Source organism: Streptomyces cavernae, assembly GCF_004023625.1.
In the GTDB taxonomy this organism is placed as follows: domain Bacteria; phylum Actinomycetota; class Actinomycetes; order Streptomycetales; family Streptomycetaceae; genus Streptomyces; species Streptomyces cavernae.
The window spans coordinates 171,711-195,217 of record NZ_ML137714.1 but is presented as its reverse complement, the minus strand read 5'-3'; the positions used below and the strand labels follow the sequence as shown (position 1 = coordinate 195,217).

Sequence of the window (23,507 nt, the reverse complement as noted above, 5' to 3'; positions counted from 1 at the left end):
GTGGGCGAAGGCTCCGGCTTTGCTGTCGGCGATGACCTGCTCGACGACGGCGTGGTGGCGGTGTTCCCGTTCCGCCTGGAGCGTCGCGGCGGGGTTGTCGGTGAAGAACGGGTGGTAGCGCCAAACCGGGAACAACTCGCCCTGCTCCCCGACGATCGCGGGTTTGGCCAGGTCACGGACCCTGCGCACGATCAGCCGGGCGGTGACCTGCTCGCTCTTCTTGCGGCTGGCGAAGGCGGTGTAGAGGGGTATCTCGGCGACCTCCGCATCGGAGATGAGCTCCCCGGTGTCGGGATCGGGCACGGCGGTGGGGTAGGTGATCTGCTGCCATGCGGTGTCGTCGATGGCCAGGACGGCGCGTTTGACGGAGGGGTTCATGCCGCAGGTGATCGAGAAGCGGGCGCCGGTCCGGCGGCAGGCGGCGATCACCCCGGCGTTGTAGAACTGCGAGTCCGCTCGCAGTAGGCGGGTGCCGGTGCAGCCGGCCTCGGCCGCGGTGGCCAGCGCCTCGCTGACGAATTTCGGGGCGCCGCGGGAGTCGGCCGCTTTGCCGCGGCGCATCCGCACGGTGGCGATCACCGGCCGGGAGGTGGGGGTGCAGATCGTGGCCAGCAGCGGGTGCAGGGTGCGCACACCCTTGAACCGGCCGTACTGGGCGCCCTGCTTGGTCCGGCCGTAGACCCGTTTGTGGGTGGAGTCGACATCGATGAACGCCACCTGCCCCGCGCCCGGCAGCAGCGGGGTGTGTGCGGTCAGCGCGGCCAGGAATTTGCGGTGCACGGCATGGAGTTGGAGCGCGTGACCGTGGGTGAACACACGCAGGAACGTGCCGAGCGTGGAGGGGGCACGGATCCCGCCGAACAGGGCCGGCATCGCACCGTGCCGCAGGATGTCGAGGTCGTCGATGCTGTCCGCACCCGCGACCATGCCGGCCACGATGCTGGTGACCTTGGCATCCGCCGCGGCACCCGCGCTGTTCTTCGCCCCGGTCAGCTTCACCTTGTCCGCGACCAGACGGGCAAGTCCGCACCGCTCGGCCAGTCGCATCACCGGGACCAGCCCGGCATGCGCGACCAGATTCCGGTCATCGAACGCGGCGGACACCGCCGCAGCGGCATGGGAAGATTGCATCTCGCGGATGCACTCCGATTCTGTGGACATGGAACCCTAGGAAGTCCCATCATCCCAGCTCAGAGGGCATCCGCGTCTTCATGTCCAAGCCCTGGACCGGCTATTGCCCGGTGGATCGAGGCTAAGGCGACTCCGGGGCGTCTAGGGCGACTCCAGGGCTTCTCGGCGCCCTTGGTCCTGCTGTCGTGCCTGCAGCCTTCTGTCCAGTGCCATCGACACCTCCGCCTCCATCACGCTCTTCGCCAGGGGGCGCAGGCGTTGGAGGTCCTCGGGGGTGCGGTCTCCGGTCAGGACCAGGTCGGTGAAGATCTCGGCCAGGGCGTCGGCGTGGGCTCGTACGCGGTGGGCCGCGGCCAGGACATCCGCCAGGGGGATGCCCTCGCGGACCAGTGCCGCCGACGCGTCGAGCAGGCGGCGGCTGATGTGGACGATCTCACCGCCGTCCGTGCCGAGGTAGCCGAGGTCCAGTGCGGTGGCGAGGTTCTCCGGGGTCGCCTGGCCGCCGAAGAAGTCGGCCAGTTCCTCGGGGGAGAGGCGGACCGGTGTCTCCTCGCTGGGGGCGCCGAGGCCCAGCAGTTCCCCCACGTTGCGGCCGTGGTCGAAGGCCTCGGCCAACTCCGCGATACCGCTGAGGGTGTGGCCCCGCTCCAGGAGCGCGGAGATCGTGCGCAGACGGGCCAGGTGGGTCTCGTCGTACCAGGCGATACGGCCCTCCCGGCGCGGTGGCGCGAGCAGTTTGCGTTCGCGGTAGAAGCGCAGCGTGCGCACCGTGATGCCGGCCAGTCCGGCCAACTCCTCCATGCGGTACTCGCGCTTGCCGGGTCCCGTCCGGTCGGGTACCGCTCGGTCGGGGCCCGTCCGGCCGCGTCCCTGGTCGCCGGCCGTGCGGCCCTGCGGCGGGGCCGACGACGCGGTGCGCTCGCGCGCCCCTCGCTTCCGTTTTCCTGATCCCTCGGCCACGCCAGCACCTTATGTTGTACCGCCGGTAACTTCCTTGCCCCGACCTCTACCCAGGAGTTGGCGGCTGCCCTACCCTCCCCATTGTGCCAGCGTTCACTGGCACGGTTCCACCAGGCGTGCGGATCAAGGAGGTTCCGGATGGCCGGACACGAGCATGTGCGAGTGGCGGTGATCGGCTCCGGGTTCGGTGGGCTCGGGGCCGCCGTGCGGCTGCGGCGCGAAGGGATCACCGACTTCGTCGTCCTGGAACGGGCCGACAGCGTGGGCGGCACCTGGCGCGACAACAGTTATCCGGGCTGCGCCTGCGACGTGCCCTCGCACCTCTACTCCTTCTCGTTCGCCCCCAACCCCGACTGGCCGCGCGCCTTTTCCGGGCAGGAGCACATCCGCGACTATCTGGAGCGGGTGACGGATGTCTTCCGGCTGCGGCCGCACATCCGCTTCGGCGCCGAGGTGAAGTTGATGATCTGGGACCCCGAGCGGCTGCGGTGGGAGATCGAGACCAGCGGCGGCAGGTTCTCCGCCGACGTCGTCGTCTCCGCCACCGGGCCGCTGTCCGAGCCCAGGATCCCGGACATCCCCGGCCTCGACTCCTTTCCCGGCAAGGTTTTCCACACGGCCCGCTGGGACCACGACCACGATCTGCGCGGCGAGCGGGTCGCGGTGATCGGCACGGGGGCCTCCGCGATCCAGATCGTGCCGGAGATCCAGCCCCACGTCTCGCGGCTCACCCTCTTCCAGCGCACCCCGCCGTGGGTGCTGCCCCGCGTCGACCGGGAGATCGGCGCGCTCGAGCGCCGGCTGCACCGGGCGCTGCCCTTCACGACGCAGATCCGGCGCGGATTCCTCTGGGGCATCCGAGAGTTGCAGGTCCATGCCTTCACCAAACGGCCGGGTGAACTCAGGCTGGTGGAGCAGGTGGCGAGACGCAATCTCGCGCGGACGGTCAAGGACCCCGAGCTGCGGGCCCGGCTGACCCCGAACTACCGCATGGGCTGCAAGCGGATCCTGCTCTCCAACTCCTACTATCCGGCGGTCGTCCGGCCCAACGTCGACGTGATCTCCGGCGGGCTCAGCGAGGTCCGTGGCTCCACCCTCGTCGCCTCCGACGGCAGTACGGCCGAGGCCGACGTGATCGTCTTCGGCACGGGCTTCCACGTCACGGACATGCCGATCGCCGAGCGGGTCGTGGGGGCCGAGGGCCGCACGCTGAGCGAGAGTTGGAGGGAAGGGATGCGGGCGCTGCGCGGAGCGTCGGCCGCCGGGTTCCCCAACTGGCTGTCGATCATCGGGCCCAACACGGGGCTGGGGAACTCCAGCATGATCCTGATGATCGAGTCCCAGCTGAACTACATGGCCGACTTCCTGCGGCAGTTGGACGTGCTCGGCGGCCGGGTCGCCCTCGACGCCCGTCCGGGCGCGGTGGACGACTGGAACCGCAAGGTGCAGGAACGGATGCGGCGCACTGTCTGGAGCACCGGTGGCTGCACCAGTTGGTACCTCGACGAGCGCGGGAACAACTCCGCCCTCTGGCCGGGGACGACGGGGGAGTTCCGCAGCGCGACCCGGCGGGTCGATCTGGCGGAGTACGAGGTGCTGCGCGGCGGTGATCCGAGCGCGAACGCCCACCGCGCACACGGCGTGAACGGCGTACAGGGCGAACGCGGTGAACGCGGCGAACACGTCGACGGGAAGGTCAACGCATGAACCGGCGCACGCGTCCCGCCGACGGGCCCTACGCCCCGCCCGACCCCGCCCGCGAACTGACCGCCGTCTCCGCGGACGGCGCCCGCCTCCACGTCGAGGTGCACGGCAGGGACGGCGACCCGGCCGTCGTGCTTTCGCACGGCTGGACCTGCTCGACCGCCTTCTGGGCGGCCCAGATCCGCGATCTCGCGCGGGACCACCGGGTGATCGTGTACGACCAGCGGGGGCACGGCCGCAGCGAGGTGGCCGATGTGCGCGGCTATTCCACGGAGGTTCTCGCCGACGACTTCGAGGCGGTGCTCGCGGCCGCCCTCGCGCCGGGCGAGAAGGCCGTGCTGGCCGGGCACTCCATGGGCGGGATGACCTTGCTGGCGGCGGCCGGACGACCGGGTTTCCGGGAGCACGCGGCGGGCGTACTGCTGTGCAGCACGGGCAGTTCGCGGCTGACAGCCCAGTCGCTGGTGGTGCCGCTGCTGCGGGCCGGAGCACTGCGTGACCGGTTCACCGCGGCGCTGCTCGGGTTGCGGGCGCCCTACGGGCCGGTCACACCTCCCGCCAGACGGATCGTCAAGTACCTGACCCTCGGCGCCGGTTCGCCGCCGGAGATGGTCGACGCGTGCGCGCGGATCGTGCACGCCTGTCCGCGGAAGGTGCGCTACTCGTGGGCGCATGTGCTCGGCGGGCTGGATCTCGACCGGGGCGTGGGGGAGTTGACGGTGCCCACGGCCGTGGTCGTGGGCACGGCGGACCGGCTGACCCCGCCGGTGCAGGCACGGGCGCTGGTCGCCGCGCTGCCGTACTGCGTCGGCAGCACCGAACTGCCGGGCATCGGCCATATGACTCCGGTGGAGGCGCCGGAGCTGGTGTCCGGGCGTATACGTGAACTGGTGACCTCGTATGTGAGCGACGCGGACGAACTTGAGGAGGCGGGCGCATGAGCAGGGTGATCGGCCTGGAGGGGCAGGTCGTGGTCGTCACGGGGGCGGCGCGCGGGATCGGGGAACTCCTCGCCCGCAAACTCACGGCGCGCGGCGCGCGGGTGGCGCTGGTCGGCCTGGAGGAGACCGAGCTGAAACGGGTCGCGGAGCGGCTCGGCACCGAGTACTGGTTGGCCGACGTCACCGACGAGGAGACGATGGCGCGGGTCGCGGCCGAGGTCAGGGAGCGGTTCGGGAAGGTGGACGTGGTCGTCGCCAACGCCGGGGTCGCCAACGGCGGGACGTTCGCGGCTTCGGACCCGCGGTCCTGGCGCCGGGTCATCGAGGTGAACCTGATCGGTTCTGCGGTGACGGGTCGGGCGTTCCTGCCCGCGTTGCTGGAGAGCCGCGGCTATCTGCTCCAGATCGCCTCGCTCGCCGCCATGTCGCACGCGCCGTTGATGACGGCGTACTGCGCGTCCAAGGCGGGTGTGGAGGCGTATGCGCACAGCCTTCGCGCCGAGGTCGGCCACCAGGGGGTACGGGTCGGGGTCGCGTATCTGTCCTGGACGGACACGGACATGGTGCGCGGCGCCGACCAGGACGGTGTGATGCGGGAGATGCGGCAGCGGCTGCCGTGGCCGGCGAACAAGACGTACCCGCTCGGGCCGGCGGTCGAACGGATCGTGGCGGGGATCGAGCGCCGGGCCGCGCATGTGTACGGGCAGTGGTGGTTGCGGGGGATGCAGGGGGTGCGCGGGTATCTGCCCGCGGTCATCGGGACGGTGTCGCAGCGGGAGATGCGGCGGGTCGAGCCACGGCTGGGCGTGGTGCGGACCGGGCTGGTCGGGGCCGGTGGGGCCGCCGACGAGCAGGCCCGGAAGGCCCCGAACACGGTGCGTGACTGATGGGGTGATCGACCGAAATGCGGGCTTTGTTCGGTCATGTCAGTCTGGTTCCGCCTTGATCACCTCACTGCAACAGGAGTGACACCCATGGGCAAGGACCAGGACCAGGACCAGGACAAGGGCCGACGGGCTTCCGGGCAGGGCCGGCAGGCCTCCGGTCCGGGCGAGCGGGCCGCACGGCCGGGCGAGCGGACTTCCGGGCAGGGCGAGCGGGCCTCCGGTTCCGGCGAGCGGGCCTCCGGGCAGGGCAAGCAGAAGGTCCGTGCCGCGAAGAAGCAGGAGGGGGCTCGGCGCGCGCGCCGGGGCCGCGAGGCGGAGCCCCCGGCGCGCAATGCGCAGGATCCCGTGCGGGATGCCATACGCGAGGCGGAGGACCGGCTGAACCAGGATTACGACGCCTGACGCCGGTTGCCCCGCGTGGACGCGCCCAGCTGCGCCTCGGTCCCCGGAAGGCCCGGGGGTTCCGGGGACGTCACGCCGGGGCTTTCGGCGGTCGCCGATGGGGGCGACGGCTTCAGTGGTGCGCCGGGCCGCCCCTCGGTGGCAGCTCGGGCCTGCTGCGGTTCGGCACCCCCGCGTACCCCGGTGGATCCGCGGCCGGGTGGGTTTTCAGCAGGTCCAGCGCCAGGTGCACCGCGTCCGCCAGTTGTGCGTGGCGGCCCTCCGCCCAGTCCAGGGGAGTGCGTACGACCTCGAGGTCCGGGAGCACTCCCCGGTTCTCGATCGACCAGCCGTAGGCGTCGAACCACGCCGCGTTCATCGGGACCGTGATGACCGTGCCGTCGCCGAGGCGGTGGCGGCCGGTCATGCCGACCACCCCGCCCCAGGTCCGCTGGCCCACCACCGGACCAAGTTCCAGGAGCTTGAAGGCCGCCGTGATCATGTCGCCGTCCGAGGACGTCGCCTCGTCGGCGAGGGCCACCACCGGGCCGCGCGGAGCGTTCGACGCGTACGACACGGGCTGCGCGTTGCGTGTGAGGTCCCAGCCCAGGATCCGCCGGGTGAGCTTTTCCACGACCAACTCGCTGATGTGGCCGCCCGCGTTGCCCCGTACGTCCACGATCAGCGCCGGGCGGGACATCTCCAGCCGCAGATCACGGTTGAACTGCGCCCAGCCCGAGCCGCCCATGTCGGGGATGTGCAGATAGCCGCAGTGGCCCCCGCTCAACTGCCGTACGACTTCCCGCCGTCTGGCCACCCAGTCCTGGTAGCGCAGCGGGCGTTCGTCGATCAGGGGCACCACCGCCACCCGGCGGGCGTGGCCGTGCGGGTCGTCCCCCTCCGGCCGGAACGTCAGCTCGACCGTCGTCCCTCCGGAGCCGGCCAGGAGGGGGTAGGGCCCGGTGAGCGGGTCGACCGGGCGGCCGTCGACGTGCGTCAGCACCGCGCCCTCACGCACTCCCGTACCGGCCAGCGGAGATCGCGCCTTGGAGTCCGAGGACTCGCCCGGCAGGATCCGCCGCACCGCCCAGGCCCCGCCCCTGCGGACGAAGTCGGCGCCCAGCAGGCCCATCGGCCGCTGGTAGTGCGCGGGCCCCTCGTTGCGGCGGGCCGGTGTCACGTACGCGTGCGAGGTGCCCAGTTCACCGAGTACCTCCCGCAGCAGGTCGGCGAACTCGTCGGGGGACGCGACCCGTTCGACGAGAGGGTGGTACTGCTCCAGCACCGCGTCCCAGTCGATGCCGCTGAGGTTCGGGTCCCAGAAGTACGCGCGGACGATCCGGCCCGCCTCGTCGTACGCCTGTCGCCACTCGGCCGCCGGGTCCACCTCGTGCTGGATGCGCCTCAGGTCGATCCAGACCGTGGTGTCGAGGTCACCGGGTTCCGTGGCGGGGACGGCGCTGAGCTCGCCCTCGTCGACGACGACGAGCCTGGTGCCGTCGCCGCTCACCGCGAACGCGTCCAGGTTGTCCACCAGTTCGGACCGTTTGGCCCGCACGATGCCGAAGTGCTCCAGCGTGGGCCGTCCGGAGGTGTCCGCCGGGTTCGCGAACGTCTCGCCGAGCGCGCCCGAGATCGGCCAGCGCAGCCAGACCAGTCCGCCGCCCGCCACCGGGTGCAGCGCGGAGTACTTGGAGGCCGTGACGGGGAACGGCGTCACCCGGCTCGCCAGCCCCTCGATCTCGACCGTCACCGCCCCGTCCGGGGGCCCGGCCTCCTCGGTCTCGTCCTCCGCCGGGTCCAGGCCCCCGGCGGCGGGCCGCCCGTCCGGCAGCAGCGCGAAGGGGGACGGGGTCGCCGACGACAGGGGTACGAGGTGGGGGCGGCAGCCCAGCGGGAAGGAGAGGTCGCCGGTATGTACGTCGTACACGGGGTCGAAGCCGCGCCAGGAGAGGAAGGCCAGATAGCGGCCGTCCCGGGTGAAGACGGGGTTCTCGTCCTCGAAACGGCCGTTCGTCACGTCGACGATGGTGCGCTCGCCGGGGCCGGCGATGCGGGCGATCTTGATCTGGCGCAGCGACCTGCCGACGCCCGGGTGCGACCAGGCGAGCCACGCCCCGTCCGGGGAGAAGGCCAGGTCCCGCACCGGCCCGTTGATGGACCGGATCAGCTCCGTCACCTCGGCCGCGCCTGCGCCGTCCTCGGCTGCCTCGGCCGCGCCGTCCTCGGCCATCTCTCGCGCGCCGCCACGAGGCTGTCGCGCCTCCGTCGTCTGTACGGCCGCCGTCGTCTGCCGCGCCGACTGTTTTTCCGTTCGCTCCCCCGTCTGCTCCCCCGCGTGTTCGGCTATCGCTTCTGCCGTCGCATCCGCCGTCTCGAGTGCTGCCTCTTCGGCCGTCCGTTCCGCGGTCTCCTTCGCCTCCTCCGCGGCGTCGATCAGCAGCAGCCGTCCGTCGTTCGAGGCGACCGCGAGCCGCTCGCCCGCCGGGTCGGACACCAGCTCCTGGACCCGGCCGAGGCTGCCGGAGACCAGTCTGCGGGGTGGGCGTTCCCCGGTGGCCCGGGGCAGGTAGGCGATCTCCACGGCGTCCTCGCCCGCGGCGTCCGTGACGTACGCGACCCGCCCGCCGGAGCCGAGCATCTCGGGCAGCCGCACCCGTGCGCCCGCGGTGTCGGTGATCGTCCGGGCCGGGCCGTCGCGGTGGGTCAGCCAGTACAGGCTGCCGCGTACGACGACTGCGCTCGCGCGGCCGGTCTCGTCCACGGAGATGCCGTCCACGTGCTGGGCGGCCGGGATCTGGTACGGGCGGCGGCCGGCCCGGGCGCCACCGAGGCGTACGTCGAGGCGGCGCGGCTTGGAGTCGGCCGCGAGGTCGTCGACCAGCCACAGCTCGCCCGCGCACTGGTACACGATCCGTGAACCGTCGCTCGCCGCGTGCCGGGCGTAGAAGTCGTCGTGGTCGGTGTGGCGCCGCAGGTCGGAGCCGTCGTAGGCGCAGGAGTAGAGGTTGCCGACGCCCTCGTGGTCGGAGAGGAAGGCGATGCGGCCGTCGGCGATCACCGGGGAGTGCAGATGGCCGTCGAGGTGCTCCAGCATGCGCCGTCCGTGCAGCCAGAGCCGGCCGGTCGCGCCGCCGCGGTAGCGCTTCCAGGAGGCCGGTTCGTGCGGGGGTGTGCCGGTGAGCAGCAGGGTCTTGCGTTCGCCGGCGATGTCGGCGACCTGGATGTCGGAGACCGGGCCCCAGGGGAGCCTGCGCCCGGGATCGCCGTCGACGGGCACGTTGTAGGCCCAGGTGAAGTGGGCGAAGGGCGCTCCGTGCGAGGCGACGGCGAGGATGTCGCCGTCCGGGTCCCAGCCGCAGACCCGGGTGTCCGGGCTGCCCCAGTAGGTCAGGCGCCGGGCGGGCCCGCCGTCCACCGGGGCCAGGTGTATCTCCGGGTCGAGGCTGCGCCAGGTCGTGTACGCGATGTGCCGGCCGTCCGGGGAGAAGCGGGGATGGCCGGCCTTGGTGCGGTCGACGGTGAGCCGGCGGGCCCGCCCCGGGCCGTCGAGCGGCGCCACCCACACATCGTCCTCGGCGGTGAAGCAGAGCCGGTCGCCGCTGAGATGCGGGAAGCGCAGGTAGGCGTTCTCGTGGGAGTCGCTCACTCATCCATGTTTTTCCGCCGGAAGGACCCCGGCAACTTGCGCAAACCAACGCATAGCGGTGGCCCGTGAGACAGGACACGTACGAAACTGTTTCGTTTCGATAGCTCGCGGGGTATCTTCGTGGGCGTACCGCCAGTACGCGAGTACGGCAGTACGCCAGTAAGGGACGTCCGGAGCGAAGGATGGGTGACTGATGATGGCTGAGGCCGCGACGGCGCGACGCAGCCGGATCACGCCCGAGCGTGAGGCCGAGTTGTACGCGGCCGTGCTCGATCTGCTCCGGGAGGTCGGCTACGACGCCCTCACCATGGACGCCGTGGCCGCGCGCACCCGGTCCAGCAAGGCCACGCTCTACCGCCAGTGGGGCGGCAAGGCCGAGCTGGTGGCCCGAGCCATGCGGTACAACAAGCCGGGCATCGCCGACGTCGACACCGGATCCCTGCGCGGTGACCTCCACGCGCTGGTGACTCGTGAGGACGACTGCGCCATGGAGCAGAACTCCGCGCTGATGCGGGCGCTGGCCATGGCCGTGCACTCGGATCCGCAACTGCTCCGGGCCTTCAAGGAACTGCTGGTCGAACCCGAGATGGAGGAGTTCCGCCGGGTGATGCAGCGCGCCGTCGACCGGGGGGAAGTCCGCGCGGACAACCCTGCGATCGACTACGTGATGCACATGCTGATCGGCGGTTTCGCCGTCCGGACCCTGCTCGACGAAATGCCGCCGACGCAGGAGTTCCTCCTTTCGTACGTCAACGCCGTGATCCTCCCCGCCCTCGGCGTGTCGACCGACTGAGCCGAACCCTCGTACCACCCCTCAGCACCTGACGCGACCGCTCACGTCGTCGGGCCGGTCAGCCCTGCCTCCACCACACCCCATGCACGGAGCACACGGGCCGACCACCCCTGCCCTGAAGACCCACGACCTGACCGGGAGTTATCCCACGTGGCCACGTTCCTCTACAAACTCGGCCGGTTCGCCTTCCGGCGACGGCACTTCGTCGTACTGATATGGGTGGCGCTGCTCGCTCTCGCGGGCGTCGGCGCCGCGAGCGCGCCGGCGGCGGGCTCCTCCTCCTTCTCGATCCCCGGCACCGAGGCACAGAAGTCCTTCGACCTGCTGGAAAAGCGTTTCCCCGGCATGACTGCGGACGGCGCCACCGCCCGCGTCGTCTTCAAGGCCCCCGACGGTCAGAAGATGACGGACGCCGACAACGAGGCGGCCGTCAAGGACGCGGTCAAGGAACTCGGCGACGGCTCGGAGGTCGTCTCCGTCACCGACCCGTACGCGACGAAGTCCCTCAGCAAGGACGGGACGATCGCGTACGCGCAGGTCACGTACAAGGTCGCCGGCATCGAACTGGAGGACTCCTCCAGGGAGGCCCTCGAGGACGTGGCGCAGGAGGCCCGTGACAGCGGGTTGACGGTCGAGGTCGGCGGTGACGCGCTCCAGGCGCCGGCGGAGTCCGGCGCAACCGAGGCCATCGGCATCGCGGTGGCCGCTGTCGTCCTCGTCATCACCCTGGGTTCGCTGGTCGCGGCCGGGCTGCCGCTGCTGACCGCGGTGATCGGCGTGGGCATCGGCGTCGCGACCATCACGGCCCTCGCCGGCGCGCTCGACCTCGGCTCCACCACTTCCACGCTCGCGGCGATGATCGGCCTCGCGGTCGGCATCGACTACGCGCTCTTCATCGTCTCCCGCTACCGCTCCGAACTGGCCGAGGGCAGGGCGCGGCAGGAGGCGATCGGACGGGCCGTCGGCACGGCGGGCTCGGCGGTGGTCTTCGCCGGACTCACCGTGGTGATCGCCCTGGCCGGCCTGGCCGTCGTCAACGTCCCGATGCTGACCAAGATGGGCATCGCCGCCGCGGGCACCGTTTCCGTCGCCGTCCTGATCGCGCTCACCATGGTCCCGGCGCTGCTCGGCTACGCGGGCCGCAAGGTGCGCCCGGTCGGTGAGAAGGGCAAGCTGCTCGGCGGAAGCCGGAAGAGGACGAAGCAGGCGGAGGGTGCCGAGGCGAAGCCGAACATGGGCACCCGCTGGGCACGTTTCGTCGTCCGCAGGCCGGTCGCCGTTCTGCTGCTGGGCGTCGTGGGACTGGGCGCTGCGGCCCTGCCGGTCGGCTCGCTGGAGCTGGGCCTGCCCGACGACGGTTCGCAGCCGACGTCCACCACCCAGCGCCGGGCGTACGACCTGCTCTCCGAGGGCTTCGGGCCCGGCTTCAACGGGCCGCTCCTGGTCGTGGTCGACGCGAAGGACAGTGACACCCCGAAGGCCGCCGCCACCGACGTGGCCGACAAGATCAAGGGCCTGGACGACGTCGTCTCGGTGAGTCCGGCGACCTTCAACAAGGCCGGCGACACCGCGATGATCACCGTGGTCCCGGACTCCAAGCCGTCCTCGACGAAGACCGAGGACCTCGTGCACGCGATCCGGGACAACAGCGGCGAGGTCAAGGCCGGCAGCGACGGTGAAGTCCTGGTCACCGGTACGACGGCGATGAACATCGACTTCTCGCAGAAGCTCAACGACGCGCTGATCCCGTACCTCGCGCTGGTGGTGGGCCTCGCCTTCCTGCTCCTCATCGTGGTCTTCCGCTCGATCCTGGTCCCGCTGAAGGCGGCTCTCGGCTTCCTGCTCAGCGTGCTGGCGGCGCTGGGCGCGGTCGTGGCGGTCTTCCAGTGGGGCTGGCTGTCGGGTCTGCTGGGCGTCGAGGAGACCGGCCCGATCATGTCCATGATGCCGATCTTCATGGTCGGTGTGGTCTTCGGTCTCGCCATGGACTACGAGGTGTTCCTGGTGACCCGGATGCGCGAGGCGCACGTCCACGGCGAGAGTTCCGGACAGTCGATCGTGACCGGCTTCCAGCACGGTGCCCGGGTCGTCGCCGCCGCCGCGATCATCATGATGGCCGTCTTCGCCGGCTTCATCGGGTCCAGCGAGTCGATGGTGAAGATGATCGGCTTCGGCCTCGCGATCGCGGTCTTCTTCGACGCCTTCGTGGTCCGCATGGCGATCGTCCCGGCCGTCCTGGCCCTGCTCGGCAAGAAGGCCTGGTGGCTGCCGAAGTGGCTGGACCGGGCGCTGCCGAACGTGGACGTGGAGGGTGAGGGGCTGCGTGCGCGGGACGAGGAGCCGAACTCCTCGGACTCCTCGGACTTTTCGGACTCCTCGATCTCCTCGAACGGGGACTCCGGGCCGGACGAGGACCGGGAGCTGGTACGGGTCTGAGAGACGCGCCGCCCACACCGCGGAAGCGGCAGGGAGGGACGGTCTCGGCGGCCACTCAGCCGCCGAGACCGTCCCTCCCGTGGGGTAACCCGGTCGCATGCCCCGTACACGTACCGCTAGCGTGCGGGCATGACGATCGCCGACGAGGACTACGGAGCCAACCCCCGTTTCGCCGAGGCCCTGCGTGAACTGGGCCTGGCAGAGCTGATCCCGCGGATCCGGCGCTTCCCGGAGGCCACGCGCACCGCCGCCGAAGCCGCCGCCGCGATCGGCTGCGAGCTGAGCCAGATCTGCAAGTCGCTGGTGTTCGCCGCGGACCGGGTGCCGGTACTCGTCCTCATGGACGGTGCGTCCCGCGTCGATGTCGAGCTCGTACGGCGCGAGTTGGGCGCCGAGAAGGTCACGCGGGCCGCCGTGGACGTCGTGCGGGAGACCACGGGGTACGCCATCGGCGGCGTCCCGCCCTTCGGGCACCGTACGAGGACCCGTGTGCTCGCCGACCGTTCGCTGCTCGACCACGACACGGTGTGGGCCGCGGCGGGCAACCCGCACACGGTCTTCCCCATGGACCCGAAGACGCTCGTCGCCCACGCGGGCGGCACCCTGGTGGACGTGCGCGAGCAAGCGCGTTGACGCCCGCCGTCACCGCCGCGGGCTGCTCGCGGCGGTCACCCACGCCAGCTGGAACGCGATCGCCCACCGCATCACGGACAAGCTGGTCGGCTTCACGCTGATCGCGGGCGGCGGGAAGCTGATCGGGCCGGCCATGGTCCCGTTCGTGGCCGGTACTGGCGGCGGTGTTCGCACAGGAGGTGCCGGACGGCTGGGCGGCGGCAGGGATCGCGCTGAGCTGTGCGGGGCTGACGGGTGTCGCCCTGTGGGGGCTGCGCGGCCGCTGGTCAGAGGAGTGAAGGGGGCACTTCTGTGCGCCTAGGCCTCGTCACGTGCCGTAAGAGAGTGTCGAGATCTGCCGTCTCGCTGAGGTCAGTTGGCGGCCTTCTCAACCCAGCGTGAGCCATCGGATGCCCAGGCGGCTGACGTCGGATGCTTCCTCCTCGGTGATCGGCTCGCGACCCGTCGCCTTGCGCAGGAAGCGAAGCTGCCCCCATCCCAGCTTCTCCAGTGCCGGTGCCCCATCCGGGCCGAGCAGAAGGTCCTGCACCAAATCCGCAGCCTGGGAAGTCAGCCACGGCTCGCGCCCCAGGGCGTCGGCCAGGTCCAGGCCGTGCACGGCGACCTCCACCACGCGCGTCAGCAGGAACTCCGACAGGAGCATCGGATCACCGTGCCGGGTGCGTACCACACGCCCTTCGGGCTCGGCGCGGCACAGTCGGTCCACCTGTTGCCAGGTGGCGATGAAGTCGTCGGCGAGCACGGCACCGCTGAGTTGTCCGGCCGAGTGCTGTTGGGCCAGAGCGATCCGAGCCGCGTTGGCGTCCGGAGCGAAACGGTCATCGGGCCGGTAGTACTCCACTGCCGTGACCTCGGCACGGGTTGGCGCCGGTGCGGCCAGCATGCCCGGCAGCCAGGCAATCACCACCCGGACATGCGCCAGCAAGTCACTTACCGTCCACGGTGTACACCGCGTCGGCAGACGCCACTCGACCGCCGACACCCCGGTCATCGCCCGCGCGAGCTCTCCGGCCTCAAGACGTAACGCTTCAACCACCCGTCCCTGATCCATGCCGATCAAGGTACGCGACAAGAATCTGGTGCAGCAGCGGATCTCGGTCAGGCGCTGTTGACACAGCAATAACCGCGCTGGTCAGAGGGCTGGACCCCGAGCATGCGCTCAACCTGCTGCGTCTTGCAGTCGCAGACGCGTCGGCCCTGGCTCCGATCCGGGTGCGGACCGCGATGAGTTCTGGTCCATGCGCAGGTCCATCCCTGTAGGAAGCGAGAGGAGAGGCGTGATGGGTGCACCCGAAGTCCTGCTGGAAAACATCGTGTTCGGCGAGTCACCGCGCTGGCACAACGAGCGACTCTGGTTCTCCGACTGGGGTGCGAACCAGGTGATCGCGCTTGACGTCGACGGCCACCACGAGGTAGTCGTAACCGTCCCGTCATTCCCGATGTGCATCGACTTCCTCCCTGACGGTCGACTGCTCGTCGTGGACTCGGCACGACGACGGCTGCTGCGCCATGAACCCGACGGATCACTCGTCCAGCATGCCGACCTTTCCACGGTCTCGGAGAAGCCGTGGAACGACATCGTGGTCGACGACCGGGGCAATGCCTATGTCAACACCATCGGTTTCGACTTTCCCGACGGTGAGTTCGCGCCGGGGTTGATCGTGCTGGTCACGCCGGAAGGCAAGGTCAGTCAAGTTGCCGACGACCTCGCGTTCCCCAACGGCATGGCGATCAGCCCGGATGGTGCCACGCTGATCGTTGCTGAGTCGTATGCGAACCGGCTCACCGCCTATGACATCGGCAGCCACGGCGGCCTCGGTAACCGTCGCGTGTGGGCGGAGACACCTGGCGACCACCCGGACGGGATCTGCATGGATGTCGAAGGCGCCGTCTGGTACGCCGACGTCGGCAACCAGCACTGCGTTCGCCTGCGCGAGGGCGGTGAGGTGCTCGCCACCGTCGACCTCGATCGCGGCGCCTTCGCCTGCACGCTCAGCCGCGGGGACGCCCCCCGCCTGTTCGTCGTCGGCCAGGCCTGGGGCGGACCCGAGTCTCGGCAACCCAGCGGTCGGGTCCTGGCGTTCCCGGCACCAGCACCGGGTGCCGGGAAACCCTGACCCAGCCGAGCCCGAACACGAGCCTCTGTTCGTGATCAACAGCTCACCGTCCGCTACGAAGCCACCGCCCTCATCGCAGCCGTCAACGCGTGGTTGTGACTCCTTCATCTCGCCTGCGCGGGATGTTGCTGGCGAGCAGTTCCTGCAGGAGTTCAACGATGAGATCGGGCTGTCCTACGAACGGGGAGTGGCCCGTCTGCCACTCGCGCACGCTGGTACAGCGCAAGGCCATCTTCCGTTGCAGGACCGGGTCGATGGCCCGGTCCCGTGCGCAAACGACGTAGGTGGAGGCAGCGTCCTTCCAACTGTGGTGCTCTGGGACGCCTCGCCCGCAACCGGGGGCTTGCGCACGCAGCAGGCCAACCGCCCAGGCGGCGAGAGGTTCGGGACAGTCGCCGTAGAAGGTGTCGACAGCCCGGCCGGGATGCAGGCTGGTCGATCCGTCGGGCTCAGGGTTGATCGCGTTCTGCAGCTGCGGGGACGCCCCACCCAGACCGGCTGAGCTCTCGCCGGCATCCGGTACGAAGGCTGCCAGATAGACCAGGTGTCCCGCTCCGCGCAACCCGGTGATCACTGACCCGCCGTAGGAGTGACCGAGCACAATCGGAGGCTCCTGCAGCGCGTCGACGGCTGCCTGGACCGAGGCGGTGTCAGCGGCCAGCGAGCCCTGGTGGAGCTCGGGAACGACCACCTCGGTTCCTGCGGTCCGTAAGCGTTCTGCCACCATGGCGAAGTGCTCGGGACGGTGATACAGGCCGTGAACAAGCACCACGGAGGTCAATTCGCATGCTCCTCAGGTCGGTGCCGGGCCAGTGATTAGCTCCGGACCGTGGCCGGCCATCAGGCACCGCCTTGATCTGCTTTCGACACTGCGAAAGCCTCCCAGCACCTTCATGTCGATCATCGTCGGTGCGGCGATCGGAGCGGTCTTCTTCCGGGAGCGCTTCGGGGCGTCCAGGGTCGTGGCGGCCGGACTGATCGTGGTGGGGATCGGGCTGATGTTGCGCGCGGGTCAGTGCGGTTGGCGCGAAGGGCACCGCATGGGTCGGCACGGTGGCGCGGGGGCGCGGGGGCAACGGTGGCGCGGGGGCAACGGTGTCATGGCGTGGCACAGTCGGCACGGTGGCGCGGGGCGGCGTAAGGGGTTCTTTCACTATGCCCGCCCGGGTCGCGTGGTCTGGCACCGCTCCCCCAAGCTCTCGGCTGCGCTCGAGCAGGGGGCACCCCCATCGCCGCGTTGCCAAAAGGTCCTAGTAGCTCCGCTACGAGGACCTTCCGGCGCCTTGCGATGCACGGCACCGGACCACGCGACCTGATCGGACGCTCATAGTGAAAGGACCCCTGAGGCGGCGCGTTCGCGTTGGCGCTCTTCGGTGTGTGCGCACGCGTCAGGTCGTGCAATGGCCGGGGAGAAGGAGCACTCTGGTAGCAGGAAGCTCCGGAGGTGATCGTCATGGTGCACACCGTTGTCGGGTGGCATGTGGAGCTGGAATTCGAGGAGGACGATCAGCGGACGAGGGCCGCCGCGCTGGTCCGGCTTCCCGATGGGACCGAGATCCGGTCGCACGGGTACGCCAGTCGGCACCCCACCGACGCGAACCAGCCTCGGGTCGGTGAGGAGGTCGCGGGGGCGCGCGCCCTCAACGACCTCGCGATGCAGTTGCTGACCAAGGCGCACGACGAGATCGACTCGGCGTCGGGGCGGACTTCACGGCCGTTGACTCACTAGGTGGTTGATCACCAGCGTTGTGAACCCTGGACGGGCCTGGGTCCGTAGGGGACCGACCGCGACCCGCGGCACGCATCGTGGGGTGAGCGTGCTGCCGCGGATCGCCGCCGGGGCGTGGCCAGTTGGCCGCGTCGCCGCCGAACCGGGGTGCGCCCGTGCCGTCCACAGGACGGAAGGCCGTGCGTGGGCATCTCGCGTGCCCTAGGTGCACAGGCGCACACGCGCACCGCATGGTGGCAGTCGTATCGCGCAGCAGTAGACGTATCGCGTAGTAACTGTGGACTCTGCGCCAACGACAGGTGCGTGATCTTCCGGACATCCTTGTGGTCGTTCGGGGCGGGGAGGAACGGGGCGGGACCGGACCAGGGCCAGGGCCGCGGGGGTGTCCTGGCCCTGTCGGCTCCGCCCCGTCGGGCTCGGCGTCCGTCGGGCTCGGCGTCCGTCGGGCCGAACGGCGAGCCGGACGCGGTGTTCTCAGCCGCGTCCGCGTAGGGCCCGGATCAGCGCCTGGGCCCGGGGGTCCGCCGTCACGCTCTTGCGGAAGCCGTTCGTCACATAGCCGAAGGCGATGCCCGACTCGGGGTCGGCGAAGCCCAGGGCGCCGCCCCGGCCGGGGTGGCCGAAGGACCCCTCGGAGAGCAGGGGCGAGGCCGCGCCGTGGAGCATGTAGCCGAGGCCGAAGCGGGTGTTGACCACCAGTACCCGGTCCGGTCCCGCGGACTGTTCCGTCCGCGCCAGCTCCATGGTCCCGGGAGTGAAGAGGCGGACGCCGTCGACCTCGCCGATCAACGACGCGTAGAAGCGGGCCAGGCCGTCCGCCGTCGCGATGCCGTTCGAGGCGGGGAGCACCGCCGCACGGTACGCCGGGTCGTTCTCGTCGGGCTGCGGGGTGATCGCGGCGAAGGCGCGGCGGGTCAGGGAGGACGGGTCGGCGTAGGCCTCCGAGACCGAGCGCTTGGGGCGCAGCCGCAGGCCGCCGCCGGTGCCCGCCGTTGCGGTCGGCGTGCCGACGCGTCCCACGCGGTGCGCCTGCTCCGGGGGCAGCCCCAGCCACAGGTCCAGGCCGCCCAGCGGCCGGGCGATCTCGTCGGCCACCCAGGTGCCGATGTCGCGGCCGGTGACACGGCGGACCAGTTCGCCCGTCAGCCAGCTGAACGTCTGGGCGTGGTAGCCGTGGTCCGTGCCGGGTTCCCAGACGGGGGCCTGCGCGGCTACCGCCGCCGCGCCGGCGTCCGGGTCCGCCGCTTCCCGGAGGGGCAGCGGGCTGTCGAGGACCGGCACGCCCGCCCGGTGGCTCAGGGCGTGCCGTACGAGCGCCCGTTCCTTGCCCCGCGCCTTGAACTCCGGCCAGTACGTGCCCATCGGGGCGTCCAGGTCGAGCAGGCCGCGCTGGTGCAGCAGGAGGAGTACGGCGGCCGCGACGCCCTTCGTCGCCGAGCGCACGATCTGTGCGGTGCCGTGTTCCCAGGGCGGGTTGTCGCCGCCGACGGCACCGACGGCAACGTCGACGTGCTCGAGGTCCCGTGAACCGGCCCACAGATCCACCACCTTGCGGCCGTCCCGGTACACGACGACCGCCGCGCCGCGCTCGCCCAGCGCGTCGAAGTTCCCTGCGAACGCGTCCCTGACCGGCTCGAAGCCGTCGGCCACTGTGCCGTTCACGTCCACGTCCGTACTCCCTGTGCAGTCACCGGCAACAGTGACTGCAACGCACACGTACCGTCCGTGATTCCTCGGCCCGTCCGCGGCTCCTAGCCCAGCAGGACGGTGACGTCGATGTTGCCCCGGGTGGCGTTGGAGTACGGGCAGACCTCGTGGGCGGCGTCCACCAGTTTGGAGGCCACCGCTTGGTCGAGTACGGGGAGCGAGACGCTGAGCGCGACCGCGAGTCCGTAGCCGCGCTGCTTGTTCGGGCCGATGCCGACCTTCGCGGCGACCGTGGACCCGGAGAGGTCGAGGCCGGCGCGGCGGCCGACGAGGACGAGGGCGTTGTGGAAGCAGGCGCTGTAGCCGGCCGCGAACAGTTGTTCAGGGTTGGTGCCGTTGCCGTCGCCGCCGAGGGCCGGGGGCATCGCGACCTTCAGCTCGACCTGGCCGTCCTGGCTGGTGACGTAGCCGTCCCGGCCGCCGTGGGCGGTGGCCTCGGCGACGTACATGATCTTCGTGGGGCGGGTGTCGACGGCGGTGCCGTCGATGGTGCCGTCGATCATGGCTGGACCTTTCCCCCGGGACAAGACAGGAGTGCGCAAATACATCGTGCACAAGGTATCTGGTGAAAGTGGTTTGTTGTTACTTGAGGGTAGTAACCGTCGGTAACTTGCCGGTCCGCGAGGGTGCTTGACGGGCGTTCAGCGGCGCTGTGCGGCCTCCGCGCGCTCCGCCAGCCGGCGCAGTTCCCCGCGCAGCCGCGCGACTTCGTCACCGCTCAGGCCGGCCGCCGTGAGCAGGGCGCCGGGGACGCACCGGGCACGCTCCCGCAGTGCCACCGCCCGCCCGGTCACCGCGACGAGCACCGAGCGCTCGTCGCTCGGGGACCGCTCCCGCCGGACCAGGCCCGCTGCCTCCAGCCGCTTGAGCAGCGGGGAGAGCGTGCCGTAGTCGAGCCGTAGCGCGGTCGCCAGCTCCTTGATGGAGGTCTCGCCGCGCTCCCACAGCACCAGCAGGACCAGGTACTGCGGGTAGGTGAGGCCGAGTTCGTCGAGGAGGGGGCGGTAGGCGGCCGTCACCGCGCGCTGGGCCGCGTAGAGAGCAAAACACAGCTGGTCGTCGAGCAGCAGCGAGCCCGAGCCGTCGCCGGAGCGCTCGTCGTCGGGGAGGGCATCGCTCGTGCGGTCCGTCGGGTCCTCGTTCGTCACGCGCCCATTGTCACGGAGCCCGGATCGAACCCGAACGGCAGCTCCAGCCGGTGCCGGCCCATGAGTTCCTCGTCACACAGCAGCTCGACCGTCTTGCCGTCCGCCGCGATCACCCCGTCGCTCAGGATCAGTGAGCGCGGGCACAGTTCGAGCGCGTACGGCAGGTCGTGCGTCACCATCAGGACCGTGACGTCCAACGACCTGAGGATGTCGGCCAGTTCACGGCGGGAGGCCGGGTCCAGGTTCGAGGACGGTTCGTCCAGGACCAGGATCTCCGGTTCCATCGCGAGCACCGTCGCCACCGCCACCCGGCGGCGCTGGCCGAAGGAGAGGTGGTGCGGCGGGCGGTCCTTGAAGTCCGCCATGCCGACCCGGGCGAGGGCGCTGTCGACGCGCCTCTCCAGCTCGGGCCCCTTCAGCCCGGCCGCCGCCGGCCCGAACGCGACGTCCTCACGCACCGTCGGCATGAAGAGCTGGTCGTCGGGGTCCTGGAAGACGATGCCGACCTTGCGGCGGATCTCGGCCATGTGCTGTCTGCCGACAGGGAGTCCGGCGACCGTCACCGTACCGGCGCCGCCGGTCAGAATGCCGTTGAGGTGCAGGACCAGGGTGGTCTTGCCCGCGCCGTTCGGGCCCAGCAGGGCCACCCGCTCGCCGCGCGCGATGCGGAAGTCGACGCCGAACAGGGCCTGGTGGCCGTCGGGGTAGGCGAAGGCCAGTCCGGAGACTTCGAGAGAAAGCGGTTCGGTCACGGGGTCCATCCCAGCATCGATCCCAGCGGAGGGTTCACGGGGTCCATCCCGGCGGCGGGTTCACGGCTTCCATCCCCGGCGAAGGGGTCACGGCGCCGTCCCGGCAGCGGGTTCACAGTGTCCATCCCAGGAGGCAGACGCAGAGGGCGGTCGCGGGGAGTGCCAGTGCGTACGACCACTGCGCCCGGGACGCGGTCACCTCGTCGATGACCGGCATCGAACCCGCGTAGCCCCGGCTGATCATGGCCAGGTGGACGCGCTCCCCGCGTTCGTAGGAGCGGATGAACAGCGCTCCGGCCGACTTGGCGAGCACACCCCAGTGACGTACGCCCGAGGCTTCGAACCCCCGTGACTCGCGTGCGATACGCATCCGCCGCATCTCATCGGTGATGACGTCGCCGTAGCGGATCATGAAGGACGCTATCTGCACCAGGAGCGGGGGCAGCTTCAGCCGCTGGAGGCCCAGCAGCAGTTCGCGCAGTTCCGTGGTGGCGGCGAGGAGGACGGAGGCGGCGACCCCGAGGGTTCCCTTGGCGAGGACGTTCCAGGCGCCCCAGAGGCCGCTGACACTGAGGGAGAGGCCGAGGACCTCGACGCGTTCGCCCTGTGCCACGAACGGCATCAGCACCGCGAACGCTACGAACGGGATCTCGATCAGCAGGCGCTTGAGGAGGAAGCCGGCGGGGACGCGGGCCACGTACGCGACCGCCGCGAGCAGCGCGGCGTACAGCGCGAACGCCCAGACCGCCTCGCGCGGGGTGGAGACCACGACCACGACGAAGGCGAACACCGCGGTGAGCTTGGTGTGCGGCGGCAGCGCGTGCACGCGGGAGTGCCCGTGCCGGTAGAGCTTGTGTGCGTGACCCGCGCCCATGACGACGTCAGACCTTCTCGGGAACGTCGGGGACGGAGGCCGGGGACGTCTCGCTCGTGCGGCGCTTGCGCACAGCCCAGAAGACGCCGGTCCCGGCGACGACCGTGACGCCGACGCCGATCACGCCCGCCAGGCCGCCGGACGCCCGGGCGTCCGTGATGCCCTCCACTCCGTAGTCCGCGAGCGGCGAGTCCGCCGCCGTGTGCTCCTCCACCTTGGTGTCGATGCCCTTGTCGGCGGCTACCTTCTCCAGGCCGTCGGGGCTGGCAGAGGCGTAGAAGCTGACGACACCGGCGAGGACGAGGGAGGTGGCCAGGCCCGTGAGCACCAGCTTGCGCGGGGACCGGGCGGCCACCGGGGCCGGTTCGGCGGCGGGGGCGTCGACCAGCTCGCCGCCCACCCGGAGCTTCAGCGGGGCGGTCAGTCCGCGGGCCCCGTACACGAGGTCCGGGCGCACCGCGATGACCGCGCCGACCGTCGCCGTGGTGATCGCGGCCTCGCCGATGCCGATGAGGATGTGGACGCCGACCATGGCCGTGAGGACCTGGCCGATGGGCACGTCCGTGGTGCCGCCGATCGCGTAGACGAGGGTGAAGGCCGCGGCGGCGGCGGGCACGGACACCAGGGCGGCGACGAACGCGGAGACCGTGACGGAGCGGCGCTTCTTGGGGAGGACCGTCACCAGGCCGCGGAAGACGGCGTAGGCGGTGACGGCGGTGACGACCGCCATCACGGTGATGTTCACGCCGAGCGCGGTAAGGCCGCCGTCCGCGAACAGGATGCCCTGCATGAGCAGGACCACTGAGACGCACAGCACCCCTGTGTAGGGGCCCACGAGTATCGCCGCGAGCGCGCCGCCGAGCAGGTGCCCGCTGGTGCCGGCGGCGACCGGGAAGTTCAGCATCTGCACGGCGAAGATGAAGGCCGCGACCAGGCCCGCGAGCGGGGCGGTGCGCTCGTCAAGTTCACGCCGGGCACCGCGCAGGCTCACGGCGACGGCGCCCGCCGCGACGACTCCTGCGGCCACCGATACGGGGGCGTTGATGAATCCGTCGGGCACATGCATGGATGGGCTCGCTCTCTGGTCGGGCCGCCGGGGTTCGTGACGCGAACCGTTCGATGATAGTCCCTTATTGCGAGCAGCTTGCAAGAGCGCATGGTCCGTCGCAACGCACATGAGTGCATTCCGCGAATATGGGACATTGGAGAGGAAGCGGATGCACACGACCTCTCTAGGTCACGCAGTGTGAGGAGTCGGCCGATGTCCGCAGTCGAACAGTACGCACGAGCTCATGTCGTCACCGACTCCCCGGAGGACGCGGACGCCGTCCCGGTCGTCCTGCGCTATGACCCCGCCGGCGATCCCCGTTCGGTCCGGGTGGGCCTCCCGGGGCCCAGCGAATGGGTGTTCCCGCGCGACCTGCTGGAACAGGGGCTGCTCGCCCCGGTGAGCAGGGGGGACGTGACGATCTGGCCCTGCGGCCGCGTGCAGGCCGTCATGGAACTCCACTCACCGCAAGGCGTCGCGGTCATGCAGTTCGACTCGAAGGAACTGCTCCGCTTCCTGCGCCGCACCTATATGGCGGGGACGCCGGTGCCACGCTGAGAAGGCAGGCGCCCGGCGGCGGGTCCCGGAGTGGGGCGCGCCGGCGGGCGCTGTCGTTC

General features: G+C 70.7%; 21 protein-coding genes and 2 pseudogenes. 12 read left to right on the top strand and 11 right to left on the bottom strand.

Annotated features, from left to right (window positions below):
• Positions 1 to 1,161: IS1380 family transposase (locus EF387_RS08800; protein WP_128375939.1), on the bottom strand; the 1,161-nt coding region annotated here is incomplete at its 3' end.
• Between the two features lie 111 nt (positions 1,162 to 1,272).
• Entirely contained in the window at positions 1,273 to 1,932 is a 660-nt protein-coding gene (locus tag EF387_RS08795) for a MerR family transcriptional regulator (RefSeq protein WP_128375955.1), read from the bottom strand.
• Between the two features lie 297 nt (positions 1,933 to 2,229).
• Between EF387_RS08795 and EF387_RS08790 the strand changes: the two genes are divergently transcribed.
• From EF387_RS08790 to EF387_RS08775, 4 genes are all read left to right on the top strand, one after another.
• The gene (locus EF387_RS08790; RefSeq protein WP_128375938.1) at positions 2,230 to 3,798 is read left to right on the top strand and encodes a flavin-containing monooxygenase; all 1,569 of its coding nucleotides are present in this window, start codon (positions 2,230 to 2,232) and stop codon (positions 3,796 to 3,798) included.
• Entirely contained in the window at positions 3,795 to 4,736 is a 942-nt protein-coding gene (locus tag EF387_RS08785) for an alpha/beta fold hydrolase (protein ID WP_128375937.1), read from the top strand. The genes EF387_RS08790 and EF387_RS08785 overlap by 4 nt, the downstream gene beginning before the upstream one ends.
• Positions 4,733 to 5,623, top strand: coding sequence for an SDR family oxidoreductase (locus EF387_RS08780; protein ID WP_128375936.1), 891 nt, complete (start codon positions 4,733 to 4,735; stop codon positions 5,621 to 5,623). The genes EF387_RS08785 and EF387_RS08780 overlap by 4 nt, the downstream gene beginning before the upstream one ends.
• 87 nt (positions 5,624 to 5,710) lie before the next feature.
• Entirely contained in the window at positions 5,711 to 6,025 is a 315-nt protein-coding gene (locus EF387_RS08775) for a hypothetical protein (protein ID WP_128375935.1), read from the top strand.
• Positions 6,026 to 6,137: 112 nt separating this feature from the next.
• Here EF387_RS08775 and EF387_RS08770 read toward each other — a convergent pair whose 3' ends face one another.
• Positions 6,138 to 9,653, bottom strand: coding sequence for a S41 family peptidase (locus EF387_RS08770; protein WP_128375934.1), 3,516 nt, complete (start codon positions 9,651 to 9,653; stop codon positions 6,138 to 6,140).
• 196 nt (positions 9,654 to 9,849) lie between these two features.
• Between EF387_RS08770 and EF387_RS08765 the strand changes: the two genes are divergently transcribed.
• The 4 genes and pseudogenes from EF387_RS08765 to EF387_RS08750 all read left to right on the top strand — a co-directional run.
• Positions 9,850 to 10,446, top strand: a complete 597-nt coding sequence (locus EF387_RS08765) for a TetR/AcrR family transcriptional regulator (RefSeq protein ID WP_128375954.1) — start codon at positions 9,850 to 9,852, stop codon at positions 10,444 to 10,446.
• Between the two features lie 150 nt (positions 10,447 to 10,596).
• Positions 10,597 to 12,882, top strand: a complete 2,286-nt coding sequence (locus EF387_RS08760; protein ID WP_128375933.1) for an MMPL family transporter — start codon at positions 10,597 to 10,599, stop codon at positions 12,880 to 12,882.
• Between the two features lie 129 nt (positions 12,883 to 13,011).
• Positions 13,012 to 13,515, top strand: a complete 504-nt coding sequence (locus tag EF387_RS08755; protein WP_128375932.1) for a YbaK/EbsC family protein — start codon at positions 13,012 to 13,014, stop codon at positions 13,513 to 13,515.
• Positions 13,512 to 13,778, top strand: a pseudogene (locus tag EF387_RS08750) (EamA family transporter); the annotation flags it as partial. The gene EF387_RS08755 and the pseudogene EF387_RS08750, both read left to right, overlap by 4 nt.
• Before the next feature lie 104 nt (positions 13,779 to 13,882).
• Here EF387_RS08750 and EF387_RS08745 read toward each other — a convergent pair.
• The gene (locus tag EF387_RS08745) at positions 13,883 to 14,566 is read right to left on the bottom strand and encodes a maleylpyruvate isomerase N-terminal domain-containing protein (protein WP_128375931.1); all 684 of its coding nucleotides are present in this window, start codon (positions 14,564 to 14,566) and stop codon (positions 13,883 to 13,885) included.
• A gap of 229 nt (positions 14,567 to 14,795) precedes the next feature.
• On the opposite strand from EF387_RS08745, the gene EF387_RS08740 reads away from it, so the two are divergent.
• Positions 14,796 to 15,632 carry an SMP-30/gluconolactonase/LRE family protein gene (locus EF387_RS08740; RefSeq protein ID WP_128375930.1) on the top strand — a complete coding sequence of 279 codons (837 nt, stop codon included), beginning with the start codon at positions 14,796 to 14,798 and terminating at the stop codon, positions 15,630 to 15,632.
• An 82-nt stretch (positions 15,633 to 15,714) separates the two neighbouring features.
• Here EF387_RS08740 and EF387_RS08735 read toward each other — a convergent pair whose 3' ends face one another.
• Positions 15,715 to 16,413 carry an alpha/beta hydrolase gene (locus EF387_RS08735; RefSeq protein WP_128375929.1) on the bottom strand — a complete coding sequence of 233 codons (699 nt, stop codon included), beginning with the start codon at positions 16,411 to 16,413 and terminating at the stop codon, positions 15,715 to 15,717.
• A 115-nt stretch (positions 16,414 to 16,528) separates the two neighbouring features.
• Here EF387_RS08735 and EF387_RS48110 point away from each other — a divergent pair.
• A pseudogene (locus EF387_RS48110) lies at positions 16,529 to 16,645 on the top strand (EamA family transporter); the annotation flags it as partial.
• A gap of 440 nt (positions 16,646 to 17,085) precedes the next feature.
• Positions 17,086 to 17,361, top strand: coding sequence for a DUF1876 domain-containing protein (locus tag EF387_RS08725; RefSeq protein ID WP_202918184.1), 276 nt, complete (start codon positions 17,086 to 17,088; stop codon positions 17,359 to 17,361).
• A gap of 474 nt (positions 17,362 to 17,835) precedes the next feature.
• On the opposite strand, the gene EF387_RS08720 is transcribed toward EF387_RS08725, so the two are convergent.
• The 6 genes from EF387_RS08720 to EF387_RS08695 form a co-directional block, all read right to left on the bottom strand.
• Positions 17,836 to 19,029, bottom strand: coding sequence for a serine hydrolase domain-containing protein (locus tag EF387_RS08720; protein ID WP_128375927.1), 1,194 nt, complete (start codon positions 19,027 to 19,029; stop codon positions 17,836 to 17,838).
• An 83-nt stretch (positions 19,030 to 19,112) separates the two neighbouring features.
• A complete protein-coding gene (locus tag EF387_RS08715; RefSeq protein ID WP_128375926.1) occupies positions 19,113 to 19,571 on the bottom strand; it encodes an organic hydroperoxide resistance protein in 459 nt (152 codons plus the stop codon).
• A gap of 138 nt (positions 19,572 to 19,709) precedes the next feature.
• Positions 19,710 to 20,138: a MarR family winged helix-turn-helix transcriptional regulator gene (locus tag EF387_RS08710; protein ID WP_238431404.1), complete on the bottom strand. Its 429-nt coding sequence runs from the start codon at positions 20,136 to 20,138 to the stop codon at positions 19,710 to 19,712.
• Positions 20,139 to 20,212: 74 nt separating this feature from the next.
• The gene (locus EF387_RS08705) at positions 20,213 to 20,977 is read right to left on the bottom strand and encodes an energy-coupling factor ABC transporter ATP-binding protein (RefSeq protein WP_202918183.1); all 765 of its coding nucleotides are present in this window, start codon (positions 20,975 to 20,977) and stop codon (positions 20,213 to 20,215) included.
• Positions 20,978 to 21,080: 103 nt separating this feature from the next.
• The gene (gene cbiQ / locus EF387_RS08700) at positions 21,081 to 21,842 is read right to left on the bottom strand and encodes a cobalt ECF transporter T component CbiQ (protein WP_128375923.1); all 762 of its coding nucleotides are present in this window, start codon (positions 21,840 to 21,842) and stop codon (positions 21,081 to 21,083) included.
• Between the two features lie 7 nt (positions 21,843 to 21,849).
• The gene (locus tag EF387_RS08695) at positions 21,850 to 22,908 is read right to left on the bottom strand and encodes an energy-coupling factor ABC transporter permease (RefSeq protein ID WP_128375922.1); all 1,059 of its coding nucleotides are present in this window, start codon (positions 22,906 to 22,908) and stop codon (positions 21,850 to 21,852) included.
• A gap of 195 nt (positions 22,909 to 23,103) precedes the next feature.
• Between EF387_RS08695 and EF387_RS08690 the strand changes: the two genes are divergently transcribed.
• Complete coding sequence (locus tag EF387_RS08690) at positions 23,104 to 23,448, top strand: SsgA family sporulation/cell division regulator (protein WP_128375921.1); 345 nt, start codon at positions 23,104 to 23,106, stop codon at positions 23,446 to 23,448.
• Positions 23,449 to 23,507: the final 59 nt, after the last annotated feature.

Coding starts and splice junctions, on each gene's coding strand:
- EF387_RS08790 (WP_128375938.1), top strand. CDS start 2,230: ATGGCCGGACACGAGCATGTGCGAGTGGCGGTGATCGGCTCCGGGTTC.
- EF387_RS08765 (WP_128375954.1), top strand. CDS start 9,850: ATGGCTGAGGCCGCGACGGCGCGACGCAGCCGGATCACGCCCGAGCGT.
- cbiQ (WP_128375923.1), bottom strand. CDS start 21,842: ATGGGCGCGGGTCACGCACACAAGCTCTACCGGCACGGGCACTCCCGC.
- EF387_RS08795 (WP_128375955.1), bottom strand. CDS start 1,932: ATGGAGGAGTTGGCCGGACTGGCCGGCATCACGGTGCGCACGCTGCGC.
- EF387_RS08755 (WP_128375932.1), top strand. CDS start 13,012: ATGACGATCGCCGACGAGGACTACGGAGCCAACCCCCGTTTCGCCGAG.
- EF387_RS08715 (WP_128375926.1), bottom strand. CDS start 19,571: ATGATCGACGGCACCATCGACGGCACCGCCGTCGACACCCGCCCCACG.
- EF387_RS08775 (WP_128375935.1), top strand. CDS start 5,711: ATGGGCAAGGACCAGGACCAGGACCAGGACAAGGGCCGACGGGCTTCC.
- EF387_RS08725 (WP_202918184.1), top strand. CDS start 17,086: ATGGTGCACACCGTTGTCGGGTGGCATGTGGAGCTGGAATTCGAGGAG.
- EF387_RS08740 (WP_128375930.1), top strand. CDS start 14,796: ATGGGTGCACCCGAAGTCCTGCTGGAAAACATCGTGTTCGGCGAGTCA.
- EF387_RS08705 (WP_202918183.1), bottom strand. CDS start 20,977: ATGGACCCCGTGACCGAACCGCTTTCTCTCGAAGTCTCCGGACTGGCC.
- EF387_RS08785 (WP_128375937.1), top strand. CDS start 3,795: ATGAACCGGCGCACGCGTCCCGCCGACGGGCCCTACGCCCCGCCCGAC.
- EF387_RS08690 (WP_128375921.1), top strand. CDS start 23,104: ATGTCCGCAGTCGAACAGTACGCACGAGCTCATGTCGTCACCGACTCC.
- EF387_RS08695 (WP_128375922.1), bottom strand. CDS start 22,908: ATGCATGTGCCCGACGGATTCATCAACGCCCCCGTATCGGTGGCCGCA.
- EF387_RS08745 (WP_128375931.1), bottom strand. CDS start 14,566: ATGGATCAGGGACGGGTGGTTGAAGCGTTACGTCTTGAGGCCGGAGAG.
- EF387_RS08780 (WP_128375936.1), top strand. CDS start 4,733: ATGAGCAGGGTGATCGGCCTGGAGGGGCAGGTCGTGGTCGTCACGGGG.